Annotated in this window: 13 protein-coding genes; 8 read left to right on the top strand and 5 right to left on the bottom strand. The window is 61.5% G+C overall.

Annotated features, from left to right (window positions below; all coding sequences use genetic code 11):
* The first annotated feature begins 77 nt into the window (after window positions 1-77).
* The 3 genes from aceE to lpdA are packed head-to-tail and all read left to right on the top strand — an operon-like array spanning window position 78 to window position 6,250.
* Window positions 78-2,774 (top strand): pyruvate dehydrogenase (acetyl-transferring), homodimeric type, encoded by a 2,697-nt coding sequence (gene aceE, locus AC1RTP_RS12680; protein WP_498607972.1) that lies wholly within the window; start codon window positions 78-80, stop codon window positions 2,772-2,774.
* 22 nt (window positions 2,775-2,796) lie between these two features.
* Window positions 2,797-4,449, top strand: coding sequence for a dihydrolipoyllysine-residue acetyltransferase (gene aceF / locus AC1RTP_RS12685; RefSeq protein WP_498607973.1), 1,653 nt, complete (start codon window positions 2,797-2,799; stop codon window positions 4,447-4,449).
* A 10-nt stretch (window positions 4,450-4,459) separates the two neighbouring features.
* Window positions 4,460-6,250: a dihydrolipoyl dehydrogenase gene (gene lpdA, locus AC1RTP_RS12690; RefSeq protein ID WP_498607974.1), complete on the top strand. Its 1,791-nt coding sequence runs from the start codon at window positions 4,460-4,462 to the stop codon at window positions 6,248-6,250.
* Between the two features lie 59 nt (window positions 6,251-6,309).
* Here the strand turns inward: lpdA and AC1RTP_RS12695 are convergent, their stop codons facing one another.
* From AC1RTP_RS12695 to AC1RTP_RS12710, 4 genes are all read right to left on the bottom strand, one after another.
* Window positions 6,310-6,993, bottom strand: coding sequence for a transposase (locus AC1RTP_RS12695; protein ID WP_498607976.1), 684 nt, complete (start codon window positions 6,991-6,993; stop codon window positions 6,310-6,312).
* A 157-nt stretch (window positions 6,994-7,150) separates the two neighbouring features.
* Complete coding sequence (locus AC1RTP_RS12700; protein WP_498607977.1) at window positions 7,151-7,468, bottom strand: DUF3144 domain-containing protein; 318 nt, start codon at window positions 7,466-7,468, stop codon at window positions 7,151-7,153.
* A 95-nt stretch (window positions 7,469-7,563) separates the two neighbouring features.
* Window positions 7,564-7,746, bottom strand: a complete 183-nt coding sequence (locus AC1RTP_RS12705; RefSeq protein WP_498607979.1) for a hypothetical protein — start codon at window positions 7,744-7,746, stop codon at window positions 7,564-7,566.
* 109 nt (window positions 7,747-7,855) lie between these two features.
* Window positions 7,856-8,500 (bottom strand): TetR/AcrR family transcriptional regulator, encoded by a 645-nt coding sequence (locus AC1RTP_RS12710; protein ID WP_498607980.1) that lies wholly within the window; start codon window positions 8,498-8,500, stop codon window positions 7,856-7,858.
* Between the two features lie 151 nt (window positions 8,501-8,651).
* On the opposite strand from AC1RTP_RS12710, the gene AC1RTP_RS12715 reads away from it, so the two are divergent.
* The 3 genes from AC1RTP_RS12715 to AC1RTP_RS12725 are packed head-to-tail and all read left to right on the top strand — an operon-like array spanning window position 8,652 to window position 12,784.
* Window positions 8,652-9,776 carry an HlyD family secretion protein gene (locus AC1RTP_RS12715; RefSeq protein WP_498607982.1) on the top strand — a complete coding sequence of 375 codons (1,125 nt, stop codon included), beginning with the start codon at window positions 8,652-8,654 and terminating at the stop codon, window positions 9,774-9,776.
* Window positions 9,773-11,347, top strand: coding sequence for a DHA2 family efflux MFS transporter permease subunit (locus AC1RTP_RS12720; protein ID WP_498607983.1), 1,575 nt, complete (start codon window positions 9,773-9,775; stop codon window positions 11,345-11,347). Before AC1RTP_RS12715 ends, AC1RTP_RS12720 begins: the two co-directional genes overlap by 4 nt.
* Window positions 11,348-11,365: 18 nt before the next feature.
* The gene (locus AC1RTP_RS12725; RefSeq protein WP_498607984.1) at window positions 11,366-12,784 is read left to right on the top strand and encodes an efflux transporter outer membrane subunit; all 1,419 of its coding nucleotides are present in this window, start codon (window positions 11,366-11,368) and stop codon (window positions 12,782-12,784) included.
* A gap of 89 nt (window positions 12,785-12,873) precedes the next feature.
* Here the strand turns inward: AC1RTP_RS12725 and AC1RTP_RS12730 are convergent, their stop codons facing one another.
* Window positions 12,874-13,752 (bottom strand): LysR family transcriptional regulator, encoded by an 879-nt coding sequence (locus AC1RTP_RS12730; RefSeq protein WP_498607985.1) that lies wholly within the window; start codon window positions 13,750-13,752, stop codon window positions 12,874-12,876.
* Between the two features lie 101 nt (window positions 13,753-13,853).
* Here AC1RTP_RS12730 and AC1RTP_RS12735 point away from each other — a divergent pair, with 101 nt between their 5' ends.
* Both AC1RTP_RS12735 and AC1RTP_RS12740 read left to right on the top strand, forming a co-directional pair.
* Window positions 13,854-14,456 (top strand): short chain dehydrogenase, encoded by a 603-nt coding sequence (locus AC1RTP_RS12735; RefSeq protein WP_498607986.1) that lies wholly within the window; start codon window positions 13,854-13,856, stop codon window positions 14,454-14,456.
* Window positions 14,456-15,058 carry a short chain dehydrogenase gene (locus AC1RTP_RS12740; RefSeq protein ID WP_498607987.1) on the top strand — a complete coding sequence of 201 codons (603 nt, stop codon included), beginning with the start codon at window positions 14,456-14,458 and terminating at the stop codon, window positions 15,056-15,058. The genes AC1RTP_RS12735 and AC1RTP_RS12740 overlap by 1 nt, the downstream gene beginning before the upstream one ends.
* Window positions 15,059-15,069 lie beyond the last annotated feature (11 nt).

Here is a 15,069-nt window from a genome sequence, read left to right on the forward strand (position 1 = left end):
TCTTACGAAATAATTACCAGCACCGTCCGGGAGCACACAGGGTGGGGCGCCTTCTTAAACGATAGGAGACTAGTTACATGTCAGCTCAACTTGACCAGGTCACGGCACAAACCGCCAACGATCCTGATGCACAGGAAACCAAAGAATGGCTGGAGGCGTTGGAAGCCGTCCTGGAAAACGAAGGCCCTGACCGTGCCCACTACCTGATGGAACGCCTGGTCGACCTGGCCCGCCGCCGCGGCGCCGACATCCCGTTCTCCGCCAATACCGCCTACGTCAACACAATCCCCGCCCACAAAGAAGTCCACTGCCCAGGCAACCTGGAATACGAAGAGCGCCTGCGCTCGTGGATGCGCTGGAACGCGATGGCGATGGTCGTTAAGGCCAACCGCGCCGACGGCGACCTGGGCGGCCACCTGTCCTCCTTCGCCTCGCTGGCGAACATGCTGGGCATTGGCTTTAACCACTTCTGGAAAGCCGAGAGCGAAAACCACGGCGGCGACCTGCTGTACATCCAGGGCCACTCGTCCCCTGGCGTCTACGCGCGCGCTTTCCTGGAAGGCCGCCTGAGCGAAGAACAACTGTTGAACTTCCGTAAAGAAGTCGACGGCAAAGGCCTGTCTTCCTACCCGCACCCGAAACTGATGCCGGAATTCTGGCAATTCCCGACCGTGTCGATGGGCCTGGGCCCGTTGATGGCGATCTATCAGGCGCGCTTCCTGAAGTACCTGCACGCACGCGGCATCGCCAACACCGACGGCCGTAAAGTGTGGGCCTTCTGCGGCGACGGCGAGATGGACGAACCGGAATCGATGGGTGCGATCGGCATGGCTGCCCGCGAACAGCTGGACAACCTGAACATCGTCGTGAACTGTAACCTGCAGCGCCTGGACGGCCCAGTGCGCGGCAATGGCAAGATCATTCAAGAGCTGGAAGCGGACTTCCGCGGCGCCGGCTGGAACGTCATCAAAGTCATCTGGGGCCCGGGTTGGGACAACCTGCTGGCACAGGACAAGGACGGCATCCTGCAGCGCGTGATGATGGAAACCGTGGACGGCGAATACCAGAACTACAAGGCCAAGGACGGCGCCTACGTGCGCAAGCACTTCTTCGGCAAGCATCCAAAGCTGCTGGAAATGGTCGCCAATATGTCCGACGACGACATCTGGCGCCTGACCCGCGGCGGCCACGATCCGCACAAGATCTATGCTGCATTCAAGCAGGCTAACGAATCCGTCGGCAAGCCAACCGTGCTGCTGGTGAAGACCGTTAAAGGCTTCGGCATGGGCAAGTCCGGTGAAGCGCGCAACACCGCCCACCAGACCAAGAAGCTGGACGACGAGGCAATCCGCGAAATGCGCGACCGCTTCAACATTCCGATCCCTGACGATCAGCTGAAAGACATCCCATTCTTCAAGCCGTCCGACGACGCGCCTGAAATGAAGTACCTGCACGAGCGCCGCAAGGCCCTGGGCGGCTACCTGCCATCGCGCCGTACCAAGGCCGACGAGCAGCTGGTCGTGCCAAGCCTGGAAGCCTTCAAGGCCGTGACCGACCCGACTCCGGAAGGCCGCGAGATCTCCACCACCCAGGCTTACGTGCGTATCATCACCGCACTGCTGCGCGACCAGTCCCTGGGCCAGCGTGTTGTGCCTATCCTGGTTGACGAGTCCCGTACCTTCGGTATGGAAGGCCTGTTCCGCCAGATCGGTATCTTCAACCAGCAAGGCCAGTTGTACGAGCCGGTCGACAAAGACCAGGTGATGTACTACCGCGAAGACAAGGCCGGCCAGATCCTGCAAGAGGGTATCAACGAAGCCGGTGGTATGAGCTCGTGGATCGCAGCTGCGACCTCGTACTCGACCAACAACCGCGTGATGATCCCGTTCTTCACCTACTACTCGATGTTCGGCCTGCAGCGCGTTGGCGACCTGGCTTGGGCAGCGGGCGATATGCGTGCTCGCGGCTTCCTGATGGCGGGTACCGCCGGCCGTACCACTCTGAACGGCGAAGGCCTGCAGCACGAAGATGGCCACAGCCATATCGTCGCAGCGACCATCCCGAACTGCGTACCGTACGATCCGACCTTCGGCCACGAACTGGCCGTGATCATCCAGGACGGCCTGCGTCGCATGGTGGGTGAGCAGGAAGACGTGTTCTACTACATCACCATCATGAATGAGAACTATGCTCACCCAGGCCTGAAAGCTGGCCAGGAAGAGGGCATCCTGAAGGGCATGTACCTGCTGCAAGAGGGCGACAAGAAAGCCAAGCAGCGCGTGCAGCTGGTCGGTTCGGGCACCATCCTGCGCGAATCCATCTTCGCGGCGGAGTTGCTGAAGAACGACTGGAACATCGCTGCCGACGTGTGGTCCGCTCCTTCGCTGACCCTGGTGGCGCGCGATGGCCAGGACTGCGACCGCTGGAACATGGTCAACCCGACCAAGGAACAGCGCGTGCCTTACGTGACCGGCCTGCTGAAGGATACTACCGGCCCGATCGTTGCAACCACCGACTACATGCGTGCATTCGCTGACCAGATCCGTCCATACATCCCTGCCGGCCGCACCTACAAGGTGCTGGGTACCGATGGCTTTGGCCGTTCGGACAGCCGCGCCAAGCTGCGCGAGTTCTTCGAGGTGAACCGTTACTACATCACCGTCGCTTCCCTGCGCGCCCTGGCGGACGAAGGCAAGATCGCGATGTCGGTGGTGGAAGACGCCATCAAGAAGTACGGCATCAACCCGAACAAGCCAAATCCGGTGACCCAATAAATAAGAAGACGGAGCAAACACTATGAGCATGGTTGAAGTGAAAGTCCCGGATATCGGCGACTTCAAGGAAGTTGAAGTGATCGAGCTGATGGTCAAGGTGGGCGACACGATCAAGGTTGACCAGTCGCTGTTGACCGTTGAATCGGATAAGGCATCGATGGAGATCCCATCGTCGCAGGCTGGCGTCGTCAAGGAAATCAAAGTGAAGGTCGGCGATAAGGTTGCCGAAGGCACGCTGGTGCTGATCGTTGAAGCTTCCGGTGCAGCCGCAGCTGCAGCGCCGGCCGCTGCCCCTGCAGCCGCTCCGGCCGCAGCTGCCGCCCCTGCGCCTGCCGCCGCTGCACCAGCAGCTGCGCCGGCTGTGTCGGCCGGCCCGGTCGAGGTGAAAGTCCCCGACATCGGCGACTTCAAGGAAGTGGAAGTCATCGAAGTGCTGGTCAAGGTTGGCGACACCATCGCCAAGGACCAATCCCTGGTGACCGTCGAATCCGACAAAGCCTCCATGGAAATCCCATCGTCGCACGCCGGCGTGGTGAAAGAAGTGAAGGTGAAGGTAGGCGACAAGGTCGCTGAAGGCTCCCTGGTGCTGATCGTTGACGCAGTCGGCGGCGGCGCCCCAGCCGCTGCTGCACCGGCCGCTGCGCCAGCTGCGGTTTCGGCACCAGCCGCAGCTCCTGCTGCCGCTGCACCTGCGCCTGCGGCCGCCGCGCCAGCACCGTCCGCCCCAGCGGTGAACGGCAAACTCGCCCACGCCTCGCCATCCGTCCGCAAGTTCGCCCGCGAACTGGGCGTCGATGTGACCCGCGTTGGGGGCACCGGCCCGAAAGGCCGCGTGACCCAGTTGGACGTGCAGAACTACGTCAAAGGCATCGTGTCCGGCGCAGTCGCAGCACCGAGCGCTGCACCAGCCGCCGGTGGTGGTGGTGCAGGCCTGAACCTGCTGCCATGGCCATCGCTGGACTTCAGCAAGTTCGGCGAAACTGAGCTGTCCCCGCTGCCGCGCATCAAGAAGATTTCCGGCCCGAACCTGCACCGCAACTGGGTAATGATCCCGCACGTAACGCAGTTCGAAGACGCAGACATCACCGACCTGGAACAGTTCCGCGTCGACAGCAACAACGCGAACGCCAAGAACAAGGACGCCGTCAAGCTCACCATGCTGGCATTCGTGATCAAAGCTTCCGTCTCCGCGCTGAAGAAATACCCGACCTTCAACTCGTCCCTGGACGAGAAGGGCGAGAACCTGATCCTGAAGAAGTACTACAACATCGGCTTCGCCGCCGACACCCCGCAAGGCCTGGTGGTACCGGTCGTGAAGAACGCCGACCAGAAGTCCGTATCGCAAATCGCCAAGGAAATGGGGGAACTGTCGCTGGCAGCGCGCGAAGGCAAGCTGAAGCCGACCGACATGCAGGGCGCCTGCTTCACCATCTCCTCGCTGGGCGGCATCGGCGGTACTGCATTCACCCCGATCGTGAACGCACCGGAAGTGGCGATCCTCGGCCTGTCCAAGTCCTCCATGAAGCCAGTATGGGACGGCAAGCAGTTCGTGCCGCGCCTGATGCTGCCGCTGTCGCTGTCCTACGACCACCGCGTGGTCGACGGCGCGTCCGGTGCACGCTTCGCTGCATACCTGGCCGAAGTACTGGCCGATATGCGCAAGATCCTGCTGTAAGGAGGCCACGATGATCGAAGTTAAAGTACCGAACATTGGCGACTTCAAGGACGTTGAAGTGATTGAGCTGCTGGTTAAGGTTGGCGATACCGTCAAGGTCGACCAGTCCCTGGCCACCGTCGAATCCGACAAGGCATCGATGGAGATTCCATCGACCCACGCAGGCGTGATTAAGGAACTCAAGATCAAGGTCGGCGACAAGGTGAGCGAAGGCTCCGCGCTGATGGTGGTTGAAGAAGCCGCCGGCTCCGCTGCTGCCCCGGCGGCCGCACCGGCGCCTGCAGCCGCAGCTCCGGCACCAGCCGCAGCGCCTGCAGCAGCAGCCGCACCGGCCGCACCTGCGCTCGCACCGACCGCCGGCGGCTACGCCGGCCAAGTCGACATCACCTGCGACATGATGGTTCTGGGCGGCGGCCCAGGCGGCTACTCCGCCGCCTTCCGCTCCGCAGACCTGGGCATGAACACCGTGCTGGTCGAGAAATACGCGACCCTGGGCGGCGTCTGTCTGAACGTCGGCTGTATTCCATCGAAAGCCCTGCTGCACCTGGCAGCCGTGGTGGACGAAACCAGCCACATGGCCAAGAACGGCGTCACCTTCGCTAAGCCGATGATCGACATCGACCAGGTGCGCAGCTACAAGGAAGGCGTCATTAAGAAGATGACCACCGGCCTGGCAGGCATGGCCAAGATGCGCAAGGTGAACGTAGTGCAGGGCGTAGGCCAGTTCCTCAGCCCTAACCACATCGAAGTCACCGCAGCCGACGGTAGCAAGAAAGTGGTCCAGTTCAAACAAGCCATCATCGCCGCTGGTTCCAGCGTCGTGAAGCTGCCATTCGTCCCTGAAGACAACCGCATCGTCGACAGCACCGGCGCGCTCGAACTGCGCTTCATGCCGAAGAAGATGCTGGTCATCGGCGGCGGCATCATCGGCCTGGAAATGGCCACCGTGTACAGCACCTTCGGCGCACGCATCGACGTGGTCGAAATGATGGACGGCCTGATGCAAGGCGCAGACCGCGAAGCCGTCAAAGTCTGGCAGAAGTACAACGAAAAGCGCTTCGACCGCATCATGACCAAGACCAAGACCGTCGGCGTGGAAGCGCTGCCGGAAGGGATCAAGGTCACCTTCGAAGCAGCCGAAGCCGGTGCCACCGCACCGGAACCGCAGCTGTACGACATGGTCCTGGTCGCGGTCGGCCGCAGCCCGAACGGCAAGAAGCTCGCCGCCGACAAAGCCGGCGTGATCGTCACCGACCGCGGCTTCATCAACGTCGACAGCCAGATGCGCACCAACGTACCGCACATCTTCGCGATCGGCGACCTCGTCGGCCAGCCAATGCTCGCCCACAAAGCCGTGCACGAAGCGCACGTTGCAGCGGAAGCAGCCCACGGCGAGAAAGCCTACTTCGACGCCAAGATCATTCCATCGGTGGCCTACACCGATCCGGAAGTGGCATGGGCCGGCATCACCGAAGACGAAGCGAAAGCCAAGGGCATTAAGGTCGAGAAAGGCCACTTCCCATGGGCAGCCAGCGGCCGCGCGGTTGCGAACGGCCGTGAGGAAGGCTTCACCAAGCTGCTGTTCGACGCCGAAACCCACCGCATCATCGGCGGCACCATCGTCGGCACCCATGCCGGCGACATGATCGGTGAAATCGCGCTTGCAATCGAAATGGGCGCCGACGGCGTGGATATCGGCAAAACCATCCACCCGCACCCAACCCTGGGCGAATCGATCGGCATGGCCGCCGAGGCCTACGAAGGCGTCTGCACCGACCTGCCACCACCGCGCAAGCGCTAAGCTTGCCCAGAAAAATGTCCACCGTGGGGTCAGGAACAAAAGTGGACATTTTCATCTCTTCAACGCGCAGCTTCGGCTGCGCGTATTCTTTGTACGGTCTTTGTTGATACCTTGAAATGCTCCGCAATCTGGGCCGGGCTGTACTGGCCTGCACGCAGCGCTTCGGCAATTGCCTGATTGCGGCCTCTCTTGCCATCAATGGCCGGGAGGACGGGAGACTTCGTTGGATCATGCCCGCCGATCCCGGCATTTACAAAGCTGCTATAAGCGCGCATGCGCTCGTTAGCATCGGTGCCGTGAAAGCGTTCAAGAATCGTCGACGTATTCAACCAGGCTGGGGTTGCAACGAGTCCAGCGGTCGCGCCGTAACTGCTCCAGGGCCAATTTTCAGGAACTTTAACCAGCCCGGCCCGTACCGGGTTCAAAGGGATATAGCGTGCCAGTTCAAGGAAGTGCGGCTCTTCTTCCAACAGGACTGAATGGTAGCGTCCCTGGAATACATGCCCCGTCAGCCCATGGCGCAGGTTGAAATGCTGCGAATACAAACAGTTCAGGAAATGCATACCCTCCGACAGGTTCGGCAAAGGCGTTTCCAGCAGTAAGTGGAAGTGGTTCGGCATCTGGCAATAAGCATGGCAGATGAAGCCGAAGCGGTCAGCGGTGCGCCCGACCAGGTCGTGCCAGATCAGGAAATCGCGTTCGTCGAGGAAGATATTCGCCTTGCGGTTGCCACGTGCGGTCAAGTGGTAATAGGCGCCAGGGAGAAGTGGGCGTGGTGGTCGGCTCATTCACCGACGATAGCACCACGAAAATACGGCAGACTGATCTACATCAGGTGAACCGCAAAGACATGGGGAGGAACAAAAATGTCCACTTTTGTTCCTGACCCCATGGTGGACATTACTTCTGGCCGCTGTATTGCTGGAAGTGGTTGCCGTAGTCTTCCCAGTTGTCGTCAAACATCTTGCTGAACTGGTCCATGAAGTAGGCTTTGGCTTCTTCTTTCTTGCCGTCGAAGGTAGCGCGGTCTGGTTGGGCGCGGGCTACCAGGAAGATGTTGTAGCGGGCTGCGGAGAACAACAGGCTGGCGCCTACCAGCTGTGGGGCGCCTTTGTTGGCGTTTTCGTGGGCGTTCGCCAGGGCGATGTAGGCATCGATGTTCTCGAAGAACTTCTGGTCGTCGATTTTCTGCTGTTCAGTTACTTGTTGTTCGGTCATGTTTCACTACCAAAAAGTTGACACTAGGGGTGGGCATCGTGACATATGAAGCGATTTGCTGCAATAAAAAAACCGGGCTTTTGCCCGGTTTGTTGTTAGCTCGCTATGAAGCGTTCTGGAATTTCAATGCCGCCGCTGCTGGCGGCTTCTGCATAGGCCTTGAGTTCATTGATCGCCGCATCCAGGTGCTCCTTGCTAGGGTCTTCCTGGAATCCTTTGATGCGCTCGTTAAGCGTCGCGATTTTCCTGCTCCACTCGAGCCGATCGACCTTGCTCATACAACCTCCTACTCATATTTTGGTTCTTGAGAAGGTCAGTATCCAGCAGCTAGCCAACACGCTACCGTGCGCCAGCGCACATACGCTGTAGCGCACGCTTAAGGTGCGCTTAACGCTTCAAAACTCCGCGCAGGAACAGGTCCACGCCTTGTTCGATCTGCTCCGGAGTGGTCGCAACGCCGCAGCGCGATTCGAACAGGAAGCGGTGCAACTGGTCGCCCATCAGGCAGTTCATCAGGTGGATCGCCAGCCGCTCGGGCGGGGCGTCGGTATCGAGTTGGGCCGCAATGTCGGGGCGGGCGAAGTAGCGTGCCAGCAGCTCACGCGTCTGGCGCGGACCCGCCTCCCAGAAGGCTTCCGCCAGGTCGGGATTGGCGTGCGCCTCGGCCACCACGATCTGGTACAAGGCCGTGGCGCTAGGTGTGCTGACCAGTCGGTGGAAGCGCAGCCCGAATTCCATCAGGGTGTCTCGGACAGGGCGGTGCAGGGTCTCCATGCCGCTAGGGTCGAAGGCGCCGGCCCGGTAACGCAGCAGGATAGCTTTGAGCAGGCCGGCCTTGCCGCCGAACTTCACATAAATCGTGCGCACGGCAACCCGTGCTTCTTTAGCAATGGCTTCCAGGCTGACCTTGCCATAACCCTTTTCGAGGATGAGGCGCGAAGCCGTATCCATCAGGTCGTTAAGGCGTGCCTCGGCTTCGGCCGCCTTGGGGCGCCCGGCTTTGACTGGCTCAGGAAGTTGTTCAGCAGACATGATTGAAGACCGTACGTAATGCCCGAAGGCTATCAGATAGCCCTCACTTTATGCCAAATTAAAATGAAATGCAATCGTTTCATTTCTTGACTTTGTTCATTGATTGACGAATAATGCCCTGAACTCATTTCATTTTATGGAGTTACTCCAAATGTCCCAGCACAACCAAGCCGAACAAAAAGTGCTCAGCGCCGTGCCAGAAGCTTCGACGCCAGCCGCCACTCCACCTAATCGCCGCGTCCTCGTGATCGCCGGCCTGATTGCCCTGGCAGCCCTGGGCGCCGGCGGCCGCATGTGGTACCGCGCCCACCATTACGTGGAAACGGAAAACGCCTACGTGGCAGGCCACGTGCACCCGGTGTCTTCGCGCATCGCCGGCGTGGTGACCAAGGTGCTGGTGGACGACAACCAGCTGGTGAAAGCGGGCGACGTGATCGCCGAGCTGGATCCGTTCGACCAGCAAGTAAAAGCGGAGCAGATCCACGCGCAGATCGTCAGCGTGCAGCAGCAGATCCTGCAGGCCGACGCCCAGGTCGCACAAGTGAACGCGCAAGCCAGCGCGGCCGCCGCCCAAGTCGCGCAGGCGCAAGCCAACCAGCTGCGCGCTTCGCAGGACGCCGAGCGTTACGGCCAGTTGTATACCAATCAGATGAAGGCAGTGTCGAAAGCCGAACTGGATGCCGCCAACGCCGCTCGCGCCAGCGCAACCGCCGATGTGGCCGCCCGCAAGGACAGCGCCGTTGCAGCGAAAGCGCAAATCGGTTCCGCCACCGCTTCGCGTGAAGTGCTGAAGGCGCAAGTTAAAGTGCTGCAAGTGCAGCTGAAAGACGCGCAGCAGCAGCTGGCTTACAACCGCATCGTCGCCCCGGTCGATGGCCGCGTCGGCAAGCGCACCCTGGAAGTAGGCCAGCGCGTGCAGCCAGGCCAGCAACTGGTGGCGCTGGTGCAGGACAATGTCTGGATCACCGCCAACTTCAAGGAAACCCAGCTCGCCGACATGAAGGTGGGCCAGCAAGTGAGCCTGAGCATCGACGCACTGCCAGGCAAGGAACTGGTTGGCCGCGTTGACTCGTTCTCGCCAGCCTCCGGCGCGCAATTCGCGCTGCTGCCGGCCGATAACGCCACCGGTAACTTCACCAAGATCGTGCAGCGCGTGCCGGTGAAGATCACCTTCAAGCCGGAAGACCTGAAAGCCTACGAAGGCCGCCTGGTGCCGGGCATGTCGGCGATCGCTGAAGTCAGCATCAAATCGAACACCCAAGCGAACGCAAAATGAGCGCCCCGATGACGGTGCCGGAAGGACCTGTTTCCGGCCGCACCTGGATCGCCGTTGCCGCGGGCATGCTGGGCGCCTTCATGGCGGTGCTGGACATCCAGATTACCAACTCCTCGCTGCGCGACATCCTTGGTGCACTGAACGCAACGCAGGAAGAGGGCTCCTGGATTTCGACCGCCTACCTGGTGGCCGAGATCATCGTGATTCCGCTGACGGCGCTGCTCACGCGCACCTTTGGCATGCGCGGCTACATGATGGGCACCACGGGCCTGTTCCTGGTGTTCTCGACCCTGTGCGGCGCGGCGTGGAACCTGCCGAGCATGATCTTCTTCCGCATGATGCAGGGCTTCACCGGCGGCGCGTTGATCCCGATGGCGATGACCCTGGTCATGGCCAAGCTGCCTGCCTCCAAGCGCGCAGTGGGCATGGCGATCTTCGGCCTGACGGCAACGCTGGCGCCTTCCATGGGCCCGACCCTGGGCGGCTACCTGAGCGAGCTGTATGGCTGGCCATCGATCTTCTACATCAACTGGGCGCCTGGCCTGCTGCTGATCGCCGGCGTGGCGTATGGCCTGGATCATGAAGAACGCAAGCTCAAGGAACTGTTACACGCCGACTGGCTCGGCATCGCCTTCATGGCGCTGGGCCTGGGCTGCCTGACCATCTTCCTGGAAGAGGGCAACAGCAAGGACTGGTTCGAATCCGGTTTCATCATCGCCTTCGCCGGCCTGTCGATTGTGGGCTTGCTGGGCTGGGTGGTGACGAGCGCGATGCGCGAGCATCCCTTCGTCAACCTTGGCCTGTTCGCACAGCGTAACTTCCTGGTGGCGTCGGCACTGGCTGCGGTCATGGGCATGGGCCTGTACGGCTCTTCCTTCCTGCTGCCGCTGTACCTGGGCCAGATCGCCGGCTATTCGCCGATGCAGATCGGTGAAGTGATCATGTGGGCCGGCTTGCCGCAGCTGTTCATCATGCCTTTTGCGGCCAAGCTGTCCATGAAGATCGATAACCGCATCCTATGCTCGATTGGCCTGGGCTTGTTCGGCGTGTCCTGCATCATGAATGCCTATATGGACGCGACCACCGGCTACGACCAGCTGCTGCTGTCGCAGGTGGTGCGTGCGATGGGCCAGCCGTTTGTGATGCTGACGCTGTCGAACTTTGCGATGAACGGCATTGCGCCGAAAGACACTGCATCGGCATCGAGCCTGTTCAACATGATCCGTAACCTGGGCGGCTCGATCGGCATCGCCCTGCTGGCAACCCAGTTGACGCAGCGTGAACATTTCCACTCGGCCCGCCTGGGCGAGGCAGTGAACAGCTTCTCGGCCGCGACCCAGCTGCGACTGGACCAGTTGACGCAGAACTTCCTGAGCAAGGGCTTCGACCCGGTCACGGCATCGGACAAGGCGCTGAAGGCGGTGGATAGCATCGTACGCCGCGAGTCCTTCGTGATGGCTTACAACGACGGCTTCTTGATCGTGGGCGGCATCCTGCTGTCCTGCATCCTGATCCTGTGGCTGTCCGATAAAGTGAAGTCCCCTTCGGGCGGCGGCGCTGGTGCGCACTAAAAAGATTGAGGTAAAAGAATGAACATCAAATTGATTGCAATGGCAGTAAGCGCAGCGGCAGTACTGGCCGGCTGCGGTACCGTGGGCAGCGATTTTAAAGCGCCGGCAAACGTGCAAGAGCAAGGCTTCCGCCATGCACCACAGGGCGCAGCGAGCGAAGCGCAACTTCCGGCGCAGTGGTGGACCGTGTTCGGCGACGACACGCTGAACAAGCTTGAACATCAGGCCCTGCGCGACAGTCCGACCGTGAAGGCGGCGGCGCAGCGACTGTTCCAGGCCGAAGCGCAACTGGGCCTGGTGCGTTCCAGCCAGCTGCCAAACGTAACGGTCAGCACCGGCGTATCGAACTCGCGCACTTCGGCCAACACCTCGCAAGGTATCGCGCTGGGCCACCGCTCGATCCACGGCAACAACTACTCGGTCGCCGCGGGCTTCTCGTATGAGCTGGACCTGTTCGGCCGCGTGCGCCGCTCGGTGGAATCGGCCGATGCGCAAGCGCTGGCGGCAAGCCACGACCGCGACGGTGTGCTGCTGCTGCTGTCCTCCCAGATCGCCACCAGCTACTGGCAGCTGCGCGGCCTGGACGCCGAAATGGCGATCCTGCGCAACGCCCTGGCGACCCGCAAGGAAACCGAAGACCTGGTGAATGCCCGCTTTAACGCCGGCCTGTCGAACGAACTGGATACTTCCCGCGCCCGCATTGAACGCGCCAACGCCGAAGCTGACCTGGAAGAAGTCCAACGCCAGCGCAACACGCTGGAACACGCACTGGCCGTCTTGGTCGGCGCCTCGCCATCCAGCATGCAGTTGGCGCCGGCAACGGCCACCGAGATGCCCGTACCGCCGGTGATCCCTGCCGGCCTGCCTGCCAACCTGCTGGCGCACCGTCCAGACCTGGCAGCAAGCGTCGCCAGCCTTCGCGCGGCCAATGCCAACGTAGGCGTAGCGGAAGGCGCGTTCTATCCATCGATCAGCCTGACCGGCAACTTCGGTTACGCGTCCGAGAGCCTGGGCGACATCAGCAAAGGCGGCTCGCGCGCATTCAGCTTCGGCCCACTGGCGCTGTCGCTGCCGATCTTTGACGGCGGCCGCAACCAGTCCAACTTGACTGTCGCCAAAGCGCGCTATGAAGAAGCGGTCGCCAACCACGAAGGCAAGCTGCTGACCGCACTGCGCGAAGTGGAAGACTCGCTGTCCGACGTGCAGCAACGCACGCAGCAAGGCAAGGTACAAGCGACGTCCCGCGAAGCCGCCACCCGCGCCTACGACGTCGCCCGTGCCCGCTACGAGCGCGGCATCAGCACCTACCTCGACGTCACCGACGCCCAGCGCAGCGCCCTGGCCGCCGACCGCGCCGCCGTGCAAATCAACACCCAGCGCATGCTGGCCACCGTCAGCTTCGCCCGCGCCCTCGGCGGCGGCTGGCAAGCACCGTAAAAGTCGGGGTCAGGTCGAGCAAACGGACACGGGCTCAAGCGCGTAGCGCTTGAGCCCGTGTCCGTTTGCTCGACCTGACCCCGACTTTTTTATTGGAAGCGGGAGAGCATGAAGTCGATGAAGCTGGTGACCTTTGGGGTCGGCTGGCGGGAGCGGGGGTAGAGCAGGTGCATGGGACGCGGTGTTGGCAGGTAGTCGTCCAGCACGCGCACCAGGCGGCCGGCGGCGATGTCTTGCGCCAGCACGACTTCGGCTTGCATCAGCAGGCCGAAGCCGGCCAGCGCGGCTTGCTTCAAGGCGTAGCTGTTGTTGGCGCGCAGCCGGCTTATTGGCACGTTGCGGCCGTCTTTTTCTCCTTTCAGCCGCCAGCGCGCTTGCGGCACCCAGCCGCTGAATTCCAGGCATTCGTGCTGCGCGAGGTCGGCGGGTACTTGCGGTACGCCGCGCCGCGCCAGGTAGTCGGGCGAGCCGCAAATTACCACGCCATACGGTCCTAGCGGCCTTGCCACCAGCGACGAATCTTCCAGTGTGCCGATGCGTATGGAGATGTCGAATCCTTCTTCCACCATGTCGATCATGCGGTCGTTCAGATTCAGGTCGATGCTGACTTCGGGATATTGCTCGAGGTAGTCGGCGATCATGGGCGCGAGCCAGTCCATGCCGAAAGATACTGCGCATGACACCTTCAGCACACCGCGCGGTGCCCCGCGCAGGGTTTCCGCTCCGCGCTCGGCGGCGTCGATCTGGGCCAGGATGGCGCGGCATTGCTCGGCGTACTGGCGACCGATTTCGGTCAGCGATTGCCGCCGCGTGGTGCGGGTGAGCAGGGCGGCGCCGAGCCGCTGTTCCAGTTCGCGCACATGCTTGCCCACCATGACGGCGGAGATGCCGAAACGCTCGGCGGCCGCCGTGAAGCTGCCGCTGTCGACGGCGGCGATGAAGACTTCCATGCTGCGTAACTTATCCATTGCAAACCATGAGTTAGTAATTAGCTAAATGATAGCTCATTTATTCCTGTGGGGGCGGAGAGCATACTGGCTTCACGTCACAACCCATCAGGAGAAAACAAATGAAAAAAGTCATCGTTATCGGCGCATCGGGCACCATCGGCAAAGGCATCGTGGAACAACTGGGCCTGCGCCATGAAGTCATCACCGTCGGCCGAAATAGCGGCCAGTTCCAGGTGAAAATCGAAGACCCGGCTTCCGTCGAGGCGCTGTTTAATCAAGTCGGTAAGGTGGACGGCGTGGTCGTTGCTGCCGGCGACCTGCACTTCGGCGCGCTGGCGGAAATGACCGCGGAGCAGTTCCAGATCGGCCTGAATTCCAAGTTGATGGGACAGGTGAATGTGGCCCTGGCCGCGCAAAAATACCTGAATGATGGCGGCTCGATCACCCTGACCAGCGGCAGCGTTTCTGAAAATCCGATCCGCTACGGCGCCAACGCCAGCACCGTCAACCGCGCAGTGGAAGGCTTCGTCACCGGCGCGGCGGTTGAAATGCCCCGCGGCCTGCGCATCAACGTAATCAGCCCAACCCTGGTGGACGAATCGGTGGAGGCTTACGGTCCTTACTTCTACGGCATGGAAACCGTGCCTGTGAAGCGCGTGGCCCTGGCCTACAGCCGCAGCGTGGAAGGTGCGGAAAACGGCAAGAATTACCGCGTATGGTAATGCCGACGGTCCTGGTTATTGGCGGCGCCGGCACTATCGGTGGTGCGGTGGTGCGGGAGCTGGGTAAACGCCATCGGGTAATCACTGCAGGGCGCAACAGCGGTGATCATCGCGTGACAATCGAAGATGAGGCGTCCGTGCGCGAGCTGTTTGCCAGCGTGGGACGGGTTGACCATGTGGTGGTGGCGTGCGGTGCGCTGCATGTCGGCCCGCTGGCGGAGATGACGGAGGAGCAGTTCCGTATCGGCCTGCGGTCGAAGCTGATGGGGCAGGTGAACGTGGCCCTCGTCGCGCAGCATGCGCTGAACGACGGCGGTTCGATCACGCTGACCAGCGGTGTGGATGCGCATAATCCGCTGCGCGGCTGCGTCAACACCGTCACAGTCAACAACGCCATCGAGGGCTTTGCCCAGGGCGCGGCGGTGGAGCTGCTGCGCGGCCTGCGCATCAACGTCGTCAATCCTTCGCTACTGGAGGAGTCTGCGGCCAAGTTCGAGTCGCTGTTTTATGGCTTCGAACCGGTGTCCTCGGCCCAGGTGGCGCGAGCCTACAGCCGTTGCGTGGAAGGCGCAGAAAGCGGAAAAACTTACCGCGCCTGGTAAACGCGGGAATA

It is taken from the genome of Pseudoduganella sp. GW821-FHT11H04, from assembly GCF_058807935.1.